Here is a 16691-nt window from a genome sequence, read left to right as displayed (position 1 = left end):
CTTTTACCATTCCGTTCCACCTACAACCAGAGGAATCCCCATGGAACAACAGACAATGACGTCTGCCCGCCCACTCGGCGCCGCCCTCAAACCACGCCAGCTCACCATGATGGGCCTCGGAAGCGCCATCGGCGCGGGCCTCTTCATCGGCTCCGGAGCGGGCATCCAGGCTGCCGGCCCTGCCGTGCTGATCTCCTACCTCGTGGCCGGCACCCTCATCATCCTGGTGATGTGGGCCCTGGGCGAGATGGCCGCCGCCAATCCGGACAGCGGCGCCTTCTCCGTCTACACCGCCAAGGCCTACGGGCCGGTGGCCGGTGCCACGGTGGGCTGGCTCTGGTGGCTGCAACTCGTAGTTGTCATCGCCGCGGAAGCGCTCGGTGCGTCAGGCCTGCTGTCCACCATCTTCCCGGCCCTGCCGGTGTGGCTGATGGCCTTCGTGTTCATCGTGGTACTCACCGCCGTGAACCTCACCAGCGTGAAGAACTTCGGCGAATTTGAGTTCTGGTTCGCCCTGCTCAAGGTGGCGGCAATCGTCGCGTTCCTCCTGGTGGGCGCCGCCCTGCTTTTCGGCTGGCTGCCGGGGGTCCAGTCGCCGGGACTGGCGAACTTCACCGGAGACGGATTCGCGCCCAACGGTTTCGCCGGGATCGCCACGGCACTCTTCGTGGTGGCCTTCGCGTTCGGCGGCACCGAGATCGTGTCAGTGGCGGCAGCGGAGACCGCAGAGCCAGCCCGCAGTGTGCGGAAAGCCGTTCGCACGGTGCTGTGGCGCATCCTGGTCTTCTACATCGGTGCGATCTTCGTCATCGCGGCCGTGGTTCCCGTGGGTTCGGCGGGGCTGAAGAGCCCGTTCGCCGCGGTACTGGAGGCCGCCGGGATGCCTGGCGCAGCCACCGCCATCACCCTGGTAGCCGTGGCAGCACTGCTGTCCGCCCTCAACGCAAACCTCTACGGTGCCTCCCGGATGGCGTTCTCCCTCGCCGAGCGGGGTGAAGCACCACGCCCGCTTGCCTTCGTGTCCAAGGCCCGGGTTCCGGTTGTCGCAGTCCTGGCCAGCGTCTCCTTCGGTGTTGTCACGGCAGTGCTCGAGGTGGCCTTCCCCGAGAAGGTGCTTCCCGTCCTGCTCAACATTGTGGGTTCGACGTGCCTGCTGGTGTGGACGTCCGCGCTCCTCGCCCAGCTCGCGCTGCGCCTCCGCGCCGACCGCGACGGGACGGAGCTTCCCCTGCGGATGGCCGGTTTCCCCTGGCTCACGGGCTTCGGTCTCCTTATCCTCGCGGCGATCTTCACGGTGGGCTTCCTTGGCGAGGACTCGCGCCCCCAGCTCCTGAGCACTTTCGCACTCGTGGCGCTTCTGGCGGTGGCGAACTGGCTCCATCACCGTTCGGGGAAGGTTCCCTCCGCTGTTGAATCTTCGGATAGTGCCAAGCAGTCGGTGCTCATCGACTGAACCAGGCGCTGTGAACCTTTTCGTGGGGTCCTTGCGAACCGAAGGGCGCGCCGGTCTGGACGGGCGCGCCCTTCGTGACTGTCCGTTAGCGTCGAGGTCCAAGTCGGCGCAAGCCGCGAGGCTGCAAGAACCTAGTGACAATTCAAACTTGTTGAATCGCCAGAATCCGGCTTGCCGAGTTCGCCAGTCCCGCTCGCATTCTCGGCCTGCTGCTTATTCCTCTTGATCCGGGCCCGGTGGTGCCGTTGCGCCGCGCACCGGATATCCGGGAGGCCGCCGTTGAAGCGTACGGTGATATCGGCGAGTCTTCCGTTGTGTCCCTGCATGAGCTTGTCGGGGCAATTGGTGCCCACGAGTGGCGGCGGAATGGCGTCTACGTCGATGCCCTGCAGGGCCGCATCCACCCGTACTATGGCACGTTTTTCCCAACCCGGAGTGAGTATGTGGATCTCGTGGCCACCGCTGCGTTGCCCTCTGACACGTTGGCGTTCGACGTCGGAACCGGCACCGGGGTGCTCGCTGCCTCGCGCGCCGTGGCGTCCACCACGTGGTCGCGATGGACAATGAACCGCGTGCAATCGCCTGCGCCGGTGAGAATTTCCGGAGCCTCCATGTCCAAGACCTACGCAAACGGTTTACGTAAACGGTTCCGTGACTTGCCTCATCAACGATAAGGGGCGGGGTAGGGGATCGCCTTCCATTTCGTAAACGATATGTGCGGCGAGGCGCTCAGTCAGGAATGTCACCCTGGACACCGATGCAGTACGCATGGACGTGAGTGAATTGGATGGCCATGGCCTGATACTCAAGGAATGATCATGGGTCAGCCTTTTTAGGGGGCACATCATCGTTTTCAACGGGAGAGCCGGTGACCCAAACCGTGGCATAGTCTTTCGACGCCAAACGGGCGCATAAAGTGTCCCTGGCTGGCGATTCCCGCCTCCGACATCACGCAATCCGACCCGGGGCAGAGACGCAGATCGCCCGGCCATTGGTCCAGGATGCTCGAAGGTAGGCGACGCTAAATGAGTGGGGGCCTTACATGAACTTCACTGGAGACGAGCTCATCGAACCACTGGGCTTTCGTTGTCCAGCTCAGATCTCGCCGCCAGTCCACCATCCGCACTGGATACAACGGGCTTCGATGTACTCATCGTCTCGTGCGTAGTCTGTTTGAGTGCTCACGCTTATGGCTTCCAGCCCAGCTCCACAGCCACCGCAGCCTGCAAGGGGGCCAATTCCTGGGTAGCTCTCAATCCGAATGCTCCAGGACTCAAGCGTATTTTGGACCGCTTTCAGAAGCTTGGCTGGGCTGGTCAAGCCCAATAGCTCCCTTGCTACAGTGCTGACGTCCATCCGCGCATCAATCCACTTTTTCGATGCGAGGAGAGCTGGGACCGCCGTGTCGTCAAGCCTTACTACAATGAAACGCTCCGGCTCTTTTACAAACTTCCAGTGCGCCGCTGTCCATTCAGTCTTGACCCATGGGGCGGATGCGGCGTCCGCTGACCAAAATAGGGCAAACAAGCTTGTCGCTTCTAGAGCCGTGTCGATCCAGTCGCCGATTATTTGTCCGTTTAGCACACCGAGCTCATCAAAAAATGTTTCGGCGCCGAGTAAGGCTAGTTCAGCGTTTACTCGTCGAACCACGGCCTTATCGACCCCAGTGTGGGACAAGAATACTTTCTCCACTTTCTTTCCTTTCAAGATCACTATTTAGTGAGTGGTAGCGAGCTACATGCGCAGACACGGCGAGAGGCAGCTTTCGTTCTAGGGGGCAACTGCACGAAATTCATCGGGCGGCTACGGGTCTCCGGCCGAGCCGGTGCGGCAGTCTTTCGCCGGGCGATGGGTTGCGAGCGGCCGGCACCGTCTCTAGCCCATGCGTTAGTGGCATCTAGGCGGGACCGTCGTGAAAGTTCCGATTATCACTGCCCATCGACAGCCTCCCTGATGCTGAGCATTCTAACTGCGGCGAGTCCGCGAAAATTCGAATTTCACCAAGTCTTTCACAACTCAAGGGGTCAGCGAGGTGACGTTCCGACCAGGGGCTATTGTGAATCTGAACTTCATCTGACTGGACTACGAGCCTGATAGCCCGTCCACGAAACCATCCATGAACAGTCCATACTGCCTCGACGCGCGGACTGTCGTCTGGCGTAGTCACGGAACGGAAGCATGGTGCTATAACCTGGCAGCATGTTTATGGGAGAAACGGGTAAACCGTGGACTGACGATGAAGTTAGTGCCACAGTGACAAAATATTTTGACCTGCTTGTGATGGACGTCCGGGGGCAGAAATTCGTCAAGGCCGGTGTTTATCGCGACCTATCAGAACAATTCGGTTCGCGAAGCTTGAAATCAATATCATTCAAAATGAGCAACATCAGCGCAGTGCTGGTGGGTCTCGGCTACCCACACCTGCGTGGCCTGTCGCCTCTGGCAAATTATCAGCGCAGCCTAGTAGAGGCCGTTCTTGGCGAGCTGGAACATCGAAAATCGCTGGATGAGATATTGGAGTCTAGGCTCTTAGATAATGCGCCGTTAGGGCCGATTGACATCACACGTGAGGCAGACGCGCCGCCCGAGGTAATCACTGACCTTCTGCATGGCCGGGTAATGGCGCGGCCCTATAAGAGAGACTATCTTCAACTGGAAGCAGCCAACCGGGCGCTTGGCTTGGCCGGCGAGCTGGCCGTGGCAAGGCGCGAGCGAACCTTTCTTCACAGCATCGGACGAACGAAGCTTGCAGACCGCGTTGAGCACGTGGCTCAAACGAAAGGGGATGGCCTTGGCTACGACGTACTTTCATTTGACCACTCAGGCCGCGAAAAGTGGATCGAGGTCAAGACTACCAAGTACGCGATTGACGTGCCCTTCTTCGTCACGCGAGGGGAAGTCCGGGTCTCGGGTGCTGCTCCAGAGCTCTACCACCTGTACCGGCTTTACGGATTCGGTTCGCCCAAAGGACCTGGCTTATATCGGCTCCCGGGAGACCTGGCAAAATCGTGCAATCTGGACGCTGTCTCCTTTGAAGCTGCGCCAAGGCAACAGCTAGGCGTTGCAATAGTCTGAAAAACGTATGAGCGCGCACCGCGCGTCTCTCTCATGCTTCGGAAAAGCTACTCGAGAGCCTAAAGCTAATTGGCCACACCGGCGAAAGTCGCTCGGAGTGGCCCATTGATGTTGCAGTCCAGATTCCGGAGGATGCGGTTAGGTTCGTAGTACCGTGGAACGGATTTTCCTGAGGATCTCTTCGGGATCGCCGGTCATCAGGTCCAGCCTGATGCAGTGTATTTTGAGCTTCGGCTTCTGAGTGTATAGGACGGTGTCCGGACCCGATCCCATTCCGACTATTACACCAACGTCGGTATCGTAGGCTTCACAGTAGGCCATCATCTGGTATATATCGGAACGCGATGGATGGCCGCTCAAGAACTTATATTTAGCATCAATAATGGTTAGCTTTGCATTGTTGCTGTTGGTTCCCACGCATATGTCCGGCATTAAACGAAGTTCTTCTTCTGCATCCAAAAACTGAGCTCGACCTCTTCCCTGAACCTCCCACCCCAGGCCTGACCGTTGAGCCTCATCGATAACTGTCCGAGTCACGAAAGACTCGAACACCCTTGACATTTGGAATAGTAATCCATGGCTCGCTAAGTCGCCGGCGGTGGTCACTACACCGGCCCCGGCCAATATCAGTGCACCCGTTCTGATGCAGTTGGAGTAAGGGGCATCGGGAGAAAGTTCTAGAGCGAGCTCGATGTCGTTTAGGGCGGAATTCGTTGGTACGACGCCCAGATCTTCCAGGCTGAGTTTGGCCATCCTTCCCGTGGAATTGCCCAGGCCGTAGCTGTGAGTAATCTGGGACAAGACAGCGGCTAAGAATGCGTTGAGCGTGTTCCTGGACGTGAACTCGTCGTGGTGATAGGCAACTGGGGACGGAAGACCATTGCCCAGTCTGGAGAAGTCAATCTGGCCACGAGGGCGGGTGCCGATAGAGCGCCGTCTCTGATACGTCTCGAAGTGCCCTTCAGCTGAGGCTTCCACGAACTGCTGCAGGAATTGGTTGGCCAAATGGTCCCGGAGGGAACCATCATCGAGGTGCACTGTTCCGGTAGCTGAACGGACTTTGGGGACCGCAGCTGCGAGCATCATGCTCAGCCGATCGTTTCCGCATTTAGGCTCAATGACCACTTCGATGTCGCCAACCGTGAACGCTCCCACGATTTCCTTCGCGGCGAGGTAGTACTCTCCCTCGCGCCCCCCGGGAAGAACCTCAACTACTTTCGAACCCTTGCTTTGTGCAGTAGATCCGTATCGGATATTCCGAATCGATTCCATCTCACGAAATTTCAGTAGGACGGGAATATTCGAAGTCTCGGTTTCCCTAAGCTTGATTTGCATCGCCGAGCGCGGCCTCAGTAGCCGAGTCCGTAGACTGGGTAATTGGGTCACTGTATCGATTCCGCGCTACATCGGGTGAAAGGTTGAGCAGGAATTCAAAGGCACTTGAGGAGCCGAACTTGCCATGAAGATACGGAGTCAACTCAAATTTAAATATCCTAGATATTTCGTCGTCGCTGAGTTCAATGCTTCCCATGAAGAAGGACGCGCCAATAGAGAAATCAGGATCCGGTATGAGCTCATTGATCTCATTGATCCAGTTTGCAATCCAGGCTTGATCATGGTCTTTAGATTCGATAAATTTGCGCAAGACGGACCGAAATGGCTCTTCGGTAGGGTAGCAGTCGAAGAACCCAAAACGACGGCGCAGGGCTGCGTCGAAGTTACCGGCCGATCTATCAGCGCGGTTCATTGTGGCCACAATGTAGAAGTTGTCCGGGACAATGAACTCACCGCGCTCATCATAGGGCGATCCATACTGCAACCGTACTGGAATGCCTCTATATTCAAGTGCAGTCAACAATTCTCCAAAAACTGCCGATACGTTTGATCTATTTATTTCATCGATTATCAGTCCAAATCGCACATCACTCTCCGCAGACTCCGCGTCGTGAAGTATGTCAAGGAGCGGTCCGGACGAAAGATCATATTTGAGTGTCTCCGATTCAATCGACGGCCGATAGCCAGAGACGAAGTACTCGTAGCTATAAGACGGATGAAATTGAACGAAATCAACATTTGTACCGAACATGAATTGAGAAATTTCACGAGCGATATAAGTCTTGCCGACTCCAGGGGGGCCCGATAAAATTAGTGACTGCTTCTTTTCGAGAACCCAGATCATTTCAAGAACGCTTACCACCGGTAGGTAAAGGCGCTCCGCTAGTTCCTCGACCGTCTGAGGAGGCCGAGCGGATGCTTCACTCCGGCGGGATTCGGTGCTTGTAGCTTCGCGGGGCTCCCACTCCGGATCGATTGGCGGAACCAAGTTGCCCAACTCGGGATCTTTCAAAGCCAATCGATCAGAGAAACCGGGGTCAGCTCCTTGAAACGTCCCAAGAATCGAGCGCACTTGCATGTCGATCTCTTCCGCGGACCATTTGTCCATATAGCACTTGAGGATGTTCTGCGCAGGAGTCTTGCCACTGAAACCAAATGCTGGCACGTGCAACAACTCTGATGGACCGAACCACTCTTGGGCCTGGAGTACTCGCAAATCGATCAGAGGGTTGAAAGCGACGATGCGGGATACTGTCATTTTGCAGCGCTCGGACGGTCCCTGTCCCGAATACTCAAGGTCGGCAACACGACCAACCCCGACGACGCCTCTTTTGTTAGTCGATCCTCGGAAGTCTGTAGCACCCAAGAGCAGGATGATCATGTCGTCTGTTGCCAGAGTATGACTATTCTGACGTTTGGGTGGCTGGCCGAACTCAACGGTCAATTGATCTGGCAGCGTCCCCTGCATGACCGTGGAGGTGAAATAGTCGGATTGATCCGACGAACCGGGGTTTATCGGATCAATCAGCGTTCCGCGGGCCTGACCCTTTACTACAACCCTGGGTCCGAGTCTGCAAACGAAGGCTTTCATGCAGTCAGAATTTCACTTTGTAACCCGACCGCCGTTTCAGTCGCTGTCGGCATCGAAATTGATGCTTTGATGCGATCCGCTAGCCAAGCGATGACTGGTACGGACACGGCGTTTCCCAAGGCGTGATATCTAGCGCTGTCTGATGTCGAGTCGTCACTCCAGCCGAGGGGGAGCGTCCATGAGTCGGGGAACCCCTGGAGCCCTTCACATTCGGCAGGAGTCAGCCTCCGCGCCGCTGCGTCGTAGGCCACGTAAGTTCGACTCCAGTCTGTACCGGTGTGGCGACCAGTCGTTGCAGAGAGGCAGAATGACAGCTTTGGGACGGCTAGTCCGCTGCCGTCGAGGTTTTCTCTGCCATCTTTTGAAGCGCGCTCCATAAAGGGGGAAATAGTTTTCTCCCCTGGCTTTCTACCCGTCTCAAGATGCCCTGTGCCGCGTTCGGGCTCAAAAAGTATCGAAGCGGCACGTTCTGGGTTGTCACGACATCCAACAATGTAGACTCTTTGACGACTCTGGGGGACTCCGAAGTTTTTACTGTTAAGGACGCGCCACGCCACGCCATACCCGAGTTCGGCCAGCGTATGAATGACGATTCCAAAATCTCGTCCTTCGTGCGATGAAAGTAGGCCTGGGACGTTTTCAAGGAGGACAGTTTCGGGAAGAGCTCCTCCAAGTAGTTCAGCGAAGTCGTAAAAGAGTCCAGATCTTGCCCCTTTAAGCCCAGCTCTTTCCCTTGCTCGTGCCAATGAGACATCCTGGCAAGGGAATCCGGCGCTCCAGATATCGGCTTTGGGGATTTCACTTAGGACCACTTCCTTAATATCTCTGTCCCGCTGAACAGCAGGCCAGTGGTGAGCGAGTACTTCAGAGCAGAACGAGTCAATCTCGCACTGGTAGACCGACTTAATGCCGGCCTGGTGGAATCCGAGGTCGAACCCGCCAATTCCCGCGAAGAAGGATGCCAACTTCAGCGGGGGACGCCGCTTGGTGATGGGTTCCGCAGTTGTAGTTTGCACTGGCCTGGATTCCTTACTGTGGCCGCCGCCTCGGGCCGAACCTGAGTCCGATTCTCCTTGGCGGTGGAGTTTTCAATCGCCTACATCGCTTTGAATAGGCTACCGGATCCGGCAACCCGGTCCCGGCACAGTAGAGCGCCGTGTTGGCTAGACTCCGTTTAGCTAGCACGGCTACCGTGATGAAGGTAGTACGGTGACTGTGTCGGACGGCGCCCCGCGATGCAGGTTTTTCTGTCGACATCGAAGCTACGCCATGGGTATGACACCGACTTTCTTGAGGCTAGGGCGCTGTCTGCAGAGCGTCGCCGGTGTCAAGTGTTGAAGACGCCGGGAGTCGAATATGGAACCCCCCCCCACAGCAAGGCCCACCCCCGATGTGTTCTTTCGCACAACGCGCATCTCATGATCAGCCCGCATTGGTGCCGATGCCGGCGTCGGACCAGTCGGCCCCTTCGGAGAACTCCAGCCGGTCCGCCCGCCGCAGCACCTCCGGGCTACCCACACGCCACAGGCCCTCGCCGCGGGCGTCGGTGAGCACCAGCTGGTGCCGGCCGGAACTGGGGTCGTCGGCCAACTGGTCGTTCAGCGCCGGCATGACCGGCTGCAGCCGGTGCTCGCGCCGGAGTTCCAGGACGTTGGCCACGTCGTGCAGGTGCCGCGGGCAGTGAACTTGTCGCTGGCAAGAAGAAACGTGTTGTTGAACGAATCAACTACAGCCGTGGCAAACAACGACTCATCGCATTTTTCCTTATTAGACACTCCCGGGGCGACTCACGGCGATCAGGCTGCGGTGGTTGATGAACGACTCGGGCCCCTGCATTAGGTCATTCCTTCGGATTCTGAGGTGCAGCGGAACGCCGGCAGGTGGTTGCCCGGCGTGTGTAAAGCCAACAAGATCCTGTTCCCCCGGCATCGAGGCGGTCGGGTCTCCTCCTCGAGAAGAGGTAGCGCCAGGTCTGCTTAGGAGTTCCGAGAAAAGCGAAGGCACTAGGAGGAATTGGAGATACCGCCGCATTCATCAGCCCCAATTTGCGCCTGCTGCTCCGCCTGACCGGACTGTGCCACGACGTTGGCACGGTGTGATGTCACACGTCATCGAGAATGCTCTGTTCTATGACGATGTGGAAGCTCTCCGGCGCGAGTTCCGTGCGTCCCTCGGCCGCGATTCCTTGTTGCAGCTCTCGGAAATGGCGGCGTTCTATATCTTGGGCAGCGAGCCGTTCGCCCGTCTTCTTGCCGAAGCGCTGCGCGTCGCCGAACTCGCAGCGTCACTGGTAAAACCGGAGGAAATGGCGCGGGCTGTGGTTGGTCAGCCCATGAACAACCAGTACCCGCAGCTCCACGAATTGATTAGCGGCCCCTTCGACGCCGACAAGATGGACTATATGGCCCGCGACGCCAAGATGTGCGGAGTCCCCGTGGTCACTGACTTTACACGGCTGACCCAGAAGGTCAGGGCCGCATTGGTCAGCAGCCATGACCTTCCCCCGGAGCTCGGACGTCTCGTCGACGCCTGCGGCAGCACCGGCCACCTCATAATCGGCATTGCCAGCTCAGGGGCTGCCACACTGGATGAGGTGGCGCTTGGACGCTCGCTTATGTTTGACAAGATTTACCGCCACCATAAGGTCCGGGCAGCCGAGGCGATGGTTGCCTCAATTTGCAGTCGCGCACTCATCTACCTGCACGAGAACCCAGCCATGGTTCCGTTTGCTCTCAACGATGAGCAGCTACTGGATATCACTGTCGAGTGGCTCGAAGCTCACGCCCTGCAGGATGGTCAGGAGCGTGCCGACATGTTCTCAACGGCGGCTGACATCGCCGATCGTCTTCGCAAGCGAGACCTCTTCGTCCGCGCGTTCGCCTTCGCGAGCGTCCTGCCCAACAACGACTACCGCGGGGCGGAGGAACAGCGGGTCGCCTTCGACCAGCTATTCCGGGCGGCTGGCGACCCGGAAAGCCGAGCTGAAGTCATCGCCAGCATTGCTGCAAATACCCGTGAAATCGCTGGATTGGCTAACTTGTCGGGGACGTTGGACCGCTACGGTGATCTGGAAGCGTACATCGCCCTCGACCCGCCGGCGAACAAGACTATCGACCGGAAGCCCGATCCGAGCCGTGCTTACCTGATCGACAGCGTTGGCCAGCTCGCCCCGGTCGACCGGATCCAAGCAGATACACGTGCTTGGGTTGACGCTTACGTCAACGTTCGCGACCTTGGGTACGTGTTTGCCCCCAGGGACATCGCTGATCTTGTGCACGTTGCGACCGAAGTAGTGTTCCGTACAGAATTTGAATTGCGGGTGCCCCGCGGCCACCAGGCGTACTCACGGCACGACCCGGCGATCGTCGACAAGCTGAAGCGGACGCTCCAGGCGGAAAATTTCTACCAGAACAAACCACGCGACCTCGAACCAGTTCCGGGCCGCCTCCTGAAGGCCGACGTAGTGCCTTGGCTCGGACGAATCCGCGCCAGACTTTCAGGATACGCAGGCCCGGTCACCGAGCAGGAGAGTGGCCGCGTGAGTGAAAGCAAGCTCAACGACGGCCGGCTGCTGGACTGGCTGGCTCAATTCCCCGAAGACCTCATCGACTGCGCTCTGATCGTGCTCGAAAACATTCAGTTCCTCGGCCGCGACGAAGTCGCCGTGGCGCTGAACGCGTTCCACCTGTCCCGGCCGGAAGTTACAACGGCTGCGCTAACGTCCTTGGGCGCGCCCAAGGACGGCTCCTCCGTCCTGACTTACTTCGCTAATGACTTAGCATCAGCAATAAACTGGACAGTGCGGACACTGGAGGACGCCCTCATTTCAGGGGACCCAATCATTTTCGTGGACGACCTTCTTGGCACAGGTCGGTCCGCGATGAACATCCTCGCCGGGTGGCTCGGGGAGACTGCACCTGATCCCCTCGATGAGGAACGCCCGCCATTGGAGGAACGCCTCCGCGACTTGCTTCGCAAAACACCTTTGCATTTTATTTTTCTCGCGTCACTGTCCGGAGGAAAGGCTTACCTGGAGCAGGGCCTAGACAAGCTGGGGCTTACGGGGACTGTCTTCGTCGCGAACGAAGGGGCTTCGGTGGAGACGATCCAGTCGTTGAGCGTCAAGTATCCCCAGCTCCCATGGGAGGATTTCCGAAACTTCGCCGGACGCGTCGGATATGAAGTGCTCCTTGACAAGAGAGCCAAGCCCGAGGACTGGCGGGAGCAGCGCAAACTCGGATACGGCAACGAGGGCGTTATTCGCCTCAGTGCGTTTAATACGCCGACGGCGACGCTGACTGCTGTGTGGAAGGCCGGCTAGTTCGAAGGACGCCAATGGGCCCCGATTTTCCCTCGACGAACAAAACATTGAAGTGAACTTGAAGCCGGCGGAATATGGCTGGAGCGAACACGTTCGCATACACAGCTTTCAGCAAGAGCAAAGGGAGCCAAACCGCTCTTGAAGCCCGGTCAAGGACAATCAGCACCACTCCGTGGTCAGCATTCTTGAACTGGTAGTTAGTATCGGAGACGACGACGCGGCTATGCCGGCAATTTCGCCGGACGAAGGATGCTGTTTGTCGCGGTCGTCATCGTAGAATACGTACGCGATCTATCAGGCTTACCGAAGCTGTACACATCGCAGATGAGAGTCGGCCCTCGCCGCTACTGGGCCGCGAGCATCGAGGCTACCTTTGCTGCCGATTGACCGCAGCCACCTCATCCTGAACCCCGGCGTCCCGGAACTTCCGTACCTGCTCAGGGCAGGCGCCGTCGTCCGTCACCAGGGTCCAGGGAAGCGCAAGCCGCGCGCGTCGCGGGTGATGCGCCGGACCTCGGGAAAGTCCGACGGCGTCGCTCGCCTGAACGCGACGCTCACCGTGCGCCCTCCCCGGCGACCGCGGTCCGCTCGACGTAATGGCTCAGCTGTGCCAACTCCGGCTGGGAGGAAGGATCGCCCACAGCGTCAGCACCCACCGCGTTGGCCACGGCCAGGGCCCGGGTATAGTCCAGCCCGTCCCGAAGCGCCAGGACCAGGGCGGCGCAGAACGCGTCGCCGGCGCCGATGGTGTTCGCCACGCTCACCACGGACGCCGGGGCCTCGGCCACCTTCCGCCCGTGCTCAAACATCGCCGAGCCGTCCTTCCCGTACGTCACCGCGACAAGCTTTGCCTCTGCCAAAGCGGGGATCAGGGCGTACTCGCTTTCATTGACGATCACCAGATCGCACCGCTCGAGCAGCTCCGCGGGCAGGTCCATGGCCGGGGCGGCATTCAGGACGAAGTACCCGGCGGAGCGTCGGGCTGCTGCCAGCACTACGGGCAGGCCGACCTCCAGTTGGCACAGCACCGTCTCGTCCAGCCCGAACTCCACGCCCTCCAACGAGAACCTGGCGTTCGCGCCCGGGCAGACCACGATCTGGTTTTCTCCGTCGCGGTCCACCACGATCAGTGCGGTCCCCGTCGCGTCGCCGTCGTGCACTGCTACACCAGTGGCGTCCACTCCCGCACCGGAAAGTGACTCCAGCAGCAGGCGGCCCTGGGCGTCGTCACCCACGGCACCGATCATCCTCGCGCTCCCTCCCAGGCGCGCGGCCGCAACTGCCTGGTTGGCGCCCTTGCCTCCCGGCTGCTGGTGAAGAGCACCTCCGCCGATGGTCTCCCCGGCGGTGGGAAGCCTGTCGGTGGTGGCGATGATGTCGAGGTTGATGCTGCCGACAACGGTGACGGCAGGCAGTTCGCGCTTGCTCATGGGAAGTCCTATCGGGGTGAGCCTCATTGGGCGGCTGGATTAGGAAACAGTGTACTCATGGTTGTACTTGTTCGTCATACATGGTTGTATAACAACTCACATCCCAAATGCAGGGCCGACGCCTGCAGAAACAAAGGAGTTTGATGTGAACACCCAAGGATCAGTTGCCACTTCGCCACCACAGGTGACCAGGGAGCAGGCCAAATTCGGCGGCCGCCGCGCCGCCCTGCTGATTTCCACCCTCATGCTCGGAGTGCTGTCCTTCCAGATCAACGCCAGCATGGTTACGCCGGCGCTGCCTCAGATCGCAGCGCACTTCGGTCAGACCGCTGACGGCGCGGCACCGGTGCAATCAATGTTCTTCCTCGCTGGCGCAATTGCCGGCCCGGTGATCGGACGGTGGAGCGACTTCATCGGGCGCCGCGCTGCACTCCTGCTGGTGCTGGCCGTCATGGCCGCCGGAACCGTTCTCTGCATCGCCGCCCCCACGCTGCCCCTGCTCATCGCGGGCAGGTTCCTCCAAGGCGTTTCCAGTGCGGTGTTCGCCCTCGCCTACATCGTCCTCAGCGAGAACCTGCCGGCCCGCGTCTTCGGCACTTCCGTGGGGATCATCGCCGCCATCAACGGAGGAATCGGCGGCGTCGACGGCTATGTGGGTGGCCTCATGGCCGAAACCCTCGGATTCCAGTCCATCTTCGTCGTCGTGCTGGTGCTGACCGCCATCGCGGCCGCGTGCATCATCAAAGTCGTCCCGAAGGGACGGCCTGAGGGAGTCCGGGGTGCCATGGACTGGTGGGGAGCGGGGTCGCTGTCGCTGTTCCTGGTCTTCGTTACGTATTTCGTGTCCGGCGGTTCGGCAGCCGGTTGGACATCCCCGGCCACTTTGGCCCTGCTAGCGGGCACCGTTGCTTCCTTCGCCGCCTTCTGGATCATCGAGAAAAAGCGCAGCCACCCCCTCATCGCCGTCCACCACCTGCGCTCCCGCCAAGTCTGGCCCGTTATCGCCACCACAGTCCTGACGCTGGCCGGCATCTTCGCAGTCATCAACTTCACGGTGGTTCTGTTGAGCCAGGACGCCAGCCACGGGTTCGGGCTAAGCGCGTCTGTTTCGGCCCTGCTGTTCCTGACCCCGGCCGCGCTCATCGGTGTATTCGCGGCACCGCTCGCCGGCTGGCTGGCCGACCGCCGGGGCTGGATCAAGACGCTCCGCGCGGGCACCGGGCTGAGCCTGGCGTGCGCCATCGCCGCAGCCGTTTTCGCTGACAACCAGGTGGCGGTGATGATCGCGGTCGCATCCCTGGGCATTTTCTACAACGGCTTCTTCCTGACCGCCATCAACGGTCTCTCCGTCCTGCTCTCTCCCAAGGAAGCCCCGGCCGCCCTGCCCGGCATCAACGGAGCCGCCTTTGGCATCGGCGCGAGCCTCGGCGTCGTCCTCGTCGCACCGTTCGCCGCCCAGGCCACGTCCGCCGGCTACGCGACCGCCCTCTGGATTTCGGTGGCAATCACGGCGGCCGCCTTCATCGTCAGCCTCTTTGTCGCAGCGCCAAAAGGCGAATCGCTCTGAAACCCCATGCCAAACCCCGCACCAACGAAACGAGAACCACCGGAATGACCACGCCCATCAGCCACCCGTTCTACCTCGACTGTGACACCGGGATCGACGACGCCCTCGCCCTGGCATACCTGCTCGCCTCCCCGCTTGCGGACGTGCGGGGCATCGGCACCGTCAGCGGCAACGTCAGTGCCGCCGTCGGAGCCCGGAACACGCTGGACCTGCTCCAGCTCGCCGGGCACGCCGACATTCCCGTGGCCGTCGGCAACCACGATCCCCAGACGGGTACGTTCCATGGCGGGGCGCCGCACGTCCACGGGCACAACGGCATCGGCGGCGTCGAACTGGACGCAGCCGCCGCCGAACTGGTGCCAGGAACCGCAGCGGAGATGCTGGTGCGGCTCGCTCATGAGCATCCCGGCAGGCTGCGCGTGCTGGCGATCGGTCCGCTCACCAATATCGCCGAAGCGCTGCGGCTGGAACCCGAGCTCCCCCGGCTGGTGGAGGAAATCACCATCATGGGCGGCGCCGCGTTTGCCCCCGGAAACATCACGCCTGTGGCGGAGGCAAACATCGCCAACGACCCCGAGGCCGCCGCCGAAGTCCTCGCCGCCGACTGGAACGTGACCCTGGTTCCGCTGGATGTGACCATGTCCAATGTGCTGGAGGAATGCCACCGGCAGGAACTGCTGTCCACCGGCCACCCGGTTCCGCAGGCCCTGGGCGAAATGCTGGGCTACTACTTCGGCTTCTACGAAGGCATCTTCGGCCGGGCCTGCTCCGCGATGCATGACCCCCTGGCGGCGGCAGTGGCGGTGGGCGGCATCAGGGCCGCTGTGGCGCCGGTGGTCCATGTCGACGTCGATACCACCGACGGCCCCGGACGCGGCCAGACGATTTGCGACCTCCGCGGACGGTACATGGACTACCCCGAGCAGGCCGGCGCGCGGTGCCGGGTCGTGCTCGAGCTCGATGGCGAATTCGCGCCGCACCTGGTGGAAACGCTGCAGGCGTTCCGGAATTACGGTGATTCGACGGCGGCGCCGTCCCTCAGTTCTGAGGTTCCGTCCCTGGCTTAAGGCAAGGTGTCCGGCTCAGGACTGGATGGGCTGCATGACCGACAGGTGCCCGGCCCGGTCCGCGATCAGGCACTTTGCCAGGTAGAAGGGCCGGTTCGCGTGGCGGACGTACTGGGTCAGGACCAGCACCGGATCGGAAGGACGCAGGTCGAGGAGCTTGGCGCGGCTCGGCCCCACCTGGCTGAGGCTGATCTGGCATTCGCCCGGGCCAAGCCCGCGTCCTGCCATCTTGTTCAGGGCGGCAAACAGGGTGGTTCCGCCGTCGTCGTCGAGCTCCAACGGGGCGGCGGCGGCGGAACTGCTGCCGAAGCGCACGGGCAGGGCGGAGATGTTTTCCTGCAGATGGGCGATGGCTTCGCCGTCCCTGATCAGGACGGACTCCCAGAGCCAGCAGTCTTCGCCGGGATCGATGCCCACGCCGGGTGCCGCGAATTCGGAGGCCGGCTGGCGCACCACCTGGACCCGCTTGATTTCCACCTGCTGCCCGGGGCCGCCGAGGACTTCCTCGAATGGCCGTATCCGCTCGATTCCGATGCGGGGGAGTGTGTCCGCGACGAACCGGCCGACACCGCGCCGGGCCCGGATGAGGCCGTCCTCCTCGAGCAGCATCAGGGCCTCGCGGACCACGGTGCGGCTGACCTGCATGTCGGTGCCAAGCTCAGTCTCCGTGGGGAGCATCGAGCCGGGCTGCAGGAGGTTGTTGCGGATTGCCTCCGCGATCCGCGAGTAGACGGCAACCCGGAGCGGAGAGCCGGGCTGGGCCGCAATCGGCTGGGACAAGAACCGGACGGCGTCCTCGTGCACGTTATGCCTCGCTTAGTGGTCTTCGGGAAATCAAGCCTACTTCAGGTC

The 16691-nt window shown here is 60.5% G+C and carries 13 protein-coding genes and 1 pseudogene; 6 read left to right on the top strand and 8 right to left on the bottom strand.

What is annotated here, in order from left to right; genetic code table 11:
- Positions 1–40 precede the first annotated feature (40 nt).
- Positions 41–1453, top strand: a complete 1413-nt coding sequence (locus tag V3C33_01990) for an amino acid permease (GenBank protein XAS68130.1) — start codon at positions 41–43, stop codon at positions 1451–1453.
- Between the two features lie 245 nt (positions 1454–1698).
- Entirely contained in the window at positions 1699–2127 is a 429-nt protein-coding gene (locus V3C33_01985; GenBank protein XAS68129.1) for a hypothetical protein, read from the top strand.
- Between the two features lie 421 nt (positions 2128–2548).
- Here the strand turns inward: V3C33_01985 and V3C33_01980 are convergent, their stop codons facing one another.
- The gene (locus tag V3C33_01980; GenBank protein ID XAS68128.1) at positions 2549–3160 is read right to left on the bottom strand and encodes a toll/interleukin-1 receptor domain-containing protein; all 612 of its coding nucleotides are present in this window, start codon (positions 3158–3160) and stop codon (positions 2549–2551) included.
- A 492-nt stretch (positions 3161–3652) separates the two neighbouring features.
- On the opposite strand from V3C33_01980, the gene V3C33_01975 reads away from it, so the two are divergent.
- Positions 3653–4528 (top strand): DUF3883 domain-containing protein, encoded by an 876-nt coding sequence (locus tag V3C33_01975; GenBank protein ID XAS68127.1) that lies wholly within the window; start codon positions 3653–3655, stop codon positions 4526–4528.
- Between the two features lie 138 nt (positions 4529–4666).
- On the opposite strand, the gene V3C33_01970 is transcribed toward V3C33_01975, so the two are convergent.
- The 4 genes from V3C33_01970 to V3C33_01955 form a co-directional block, all read right to left on the bottom strand.
- Positions 4667–5863, bottom strand: coding sequence for a hypothetical protein (locus tag V3C33_01970; protein ID XAS68126.1), 1197 nt, complete (start codon positions 5861–5863; stop codon positions 4667–4669).
- The gene (locus V3C33_01965) at positions 5847–7454 is read right to left on the bottom strand and encodes an AAA family ATPase (GenBank protein ID XAS68125.1); all 1608 of its coding nucleotides are present in this window, start codon (positions 7452–7454) and stop codon (positions 5847–5849) included. The genes V3C33_01970 and V3C33_01965 overlap by 17 nt, the downstream gene beginning before the upstream one ends.
- Positions 7451–8470: a DNA (cytosine-5-)-methyltransferase gene (dcm, locus tag V3C33_01960; GenBank protein XAS68124.1), complete on the bottom strand. Its 1020-nt coding sequence runs from the start codon at positions 8468–8470 to the stop codon at positions 7451–7453. Before dcm ends, V3C33_01965 begins: the two co-directional genes overlap by 4 nt.
- Positions 8471–8876: 406 nt before the next feature.
- Positions 8877–9113 carry a hypothetical protein gene (locus V3C33_01955; protein XAS68123.1) on the bottom strand — a complete coding sequence of 79 codons (237 nt, stop codon included), beginning with the start codon at positions 9111–9113 and terminating at the stop codon, positions 8877–8879.
- A gap of 439 nt (positions 9114–9552) precedes the next feature.
- On the opposite strand from V3C33_01955, the gene V3C33_01950 reads away from it, so the two are divergent.
- Positions 9553–11775, top strand: a complete 2223-nt coding sequence (locus V3C33_01950) for a hypothetical protein (protein ID XAS68122.1) — start codon at positions 9553–9555, stop codon at positions 11773–11775.
- A gap of 367 nt (positions 11776–12142) precedes the next feature.
- On the opposite strand, the pseudogene V3C33_01945 reads toward V3C33_01950, so the two are convergent.
- Positions 12143–12265: pseudogene (locus V3C33_01945) on the bottom strand (DeoR/GlpR transcriptional regulator).
- A gap of 64 nt (positions 12266–12329) precedes the next feature.
- A complete protein-coding gene (locus tag V3C33_01940) occupies positions 12330–13205 on the bottom strand; it encodes a ribokinase (protein XAS68121.1) in 876 nt (291 codons plus the stop codon).
- Between the two features lie 145 nt (positions 13206–13350).
- Between V3C33_01940 and V3C33_01935 the strand changes: the two genes are divergently transcribed.
- Entirely contained in the window at positions 13351–14772 is a 1422-nt protein-coding gene (locus tag V3C33_01935; protein ID XAS68120.1) for an MFS transporter, read from the top strand.
- 44 nt (positions 14773–14816) lie between these two features.
- Positions 14817–15839 carry a nucleoside hydrolase gene (locus V3C33_01930; GenBank protein XAS68119.1) on the top strand — a complete coding sequence of 341 codons (1023 nt, stop codon included), beginning with the start codon at positions 14817–14819 and terminating at the stop codon, positions 15837–15839.
- Positions 15840–15854: 15 nt separating this feature from the next.
- Here V3C33_01930 and V3C33_01925 read toward each other — a convergent pair whose 3' ends face one another.
- Positions 15855–16643 carry a GntR family transcriptional regulator gene (locus V3C33_01925; protein ID XAS68118.1) on the bottom strand — a complete coding sequence of 263 codons (789 nt, stop codon included), beginning with the start codon at positions 16641–16643 and terminating at the stop codon, positions 15855–15857.
- Between the last annotated feature and the right edge of the window lie 48 nt (positions 16644–16691).

This window comes from Micrococcaceae bacterium Sec5.7, assembly GCA_039636785.1.
In the GTDB taxonomy this organism is placed as follows: Bacteria; Actinomycetota; Actinomycetes; order Actinomycetales; family Micrococcaceae; genus Arthrobacter.
This window is presented reverse-complemented; position numbering and strand designations above follow the sequence as displayed.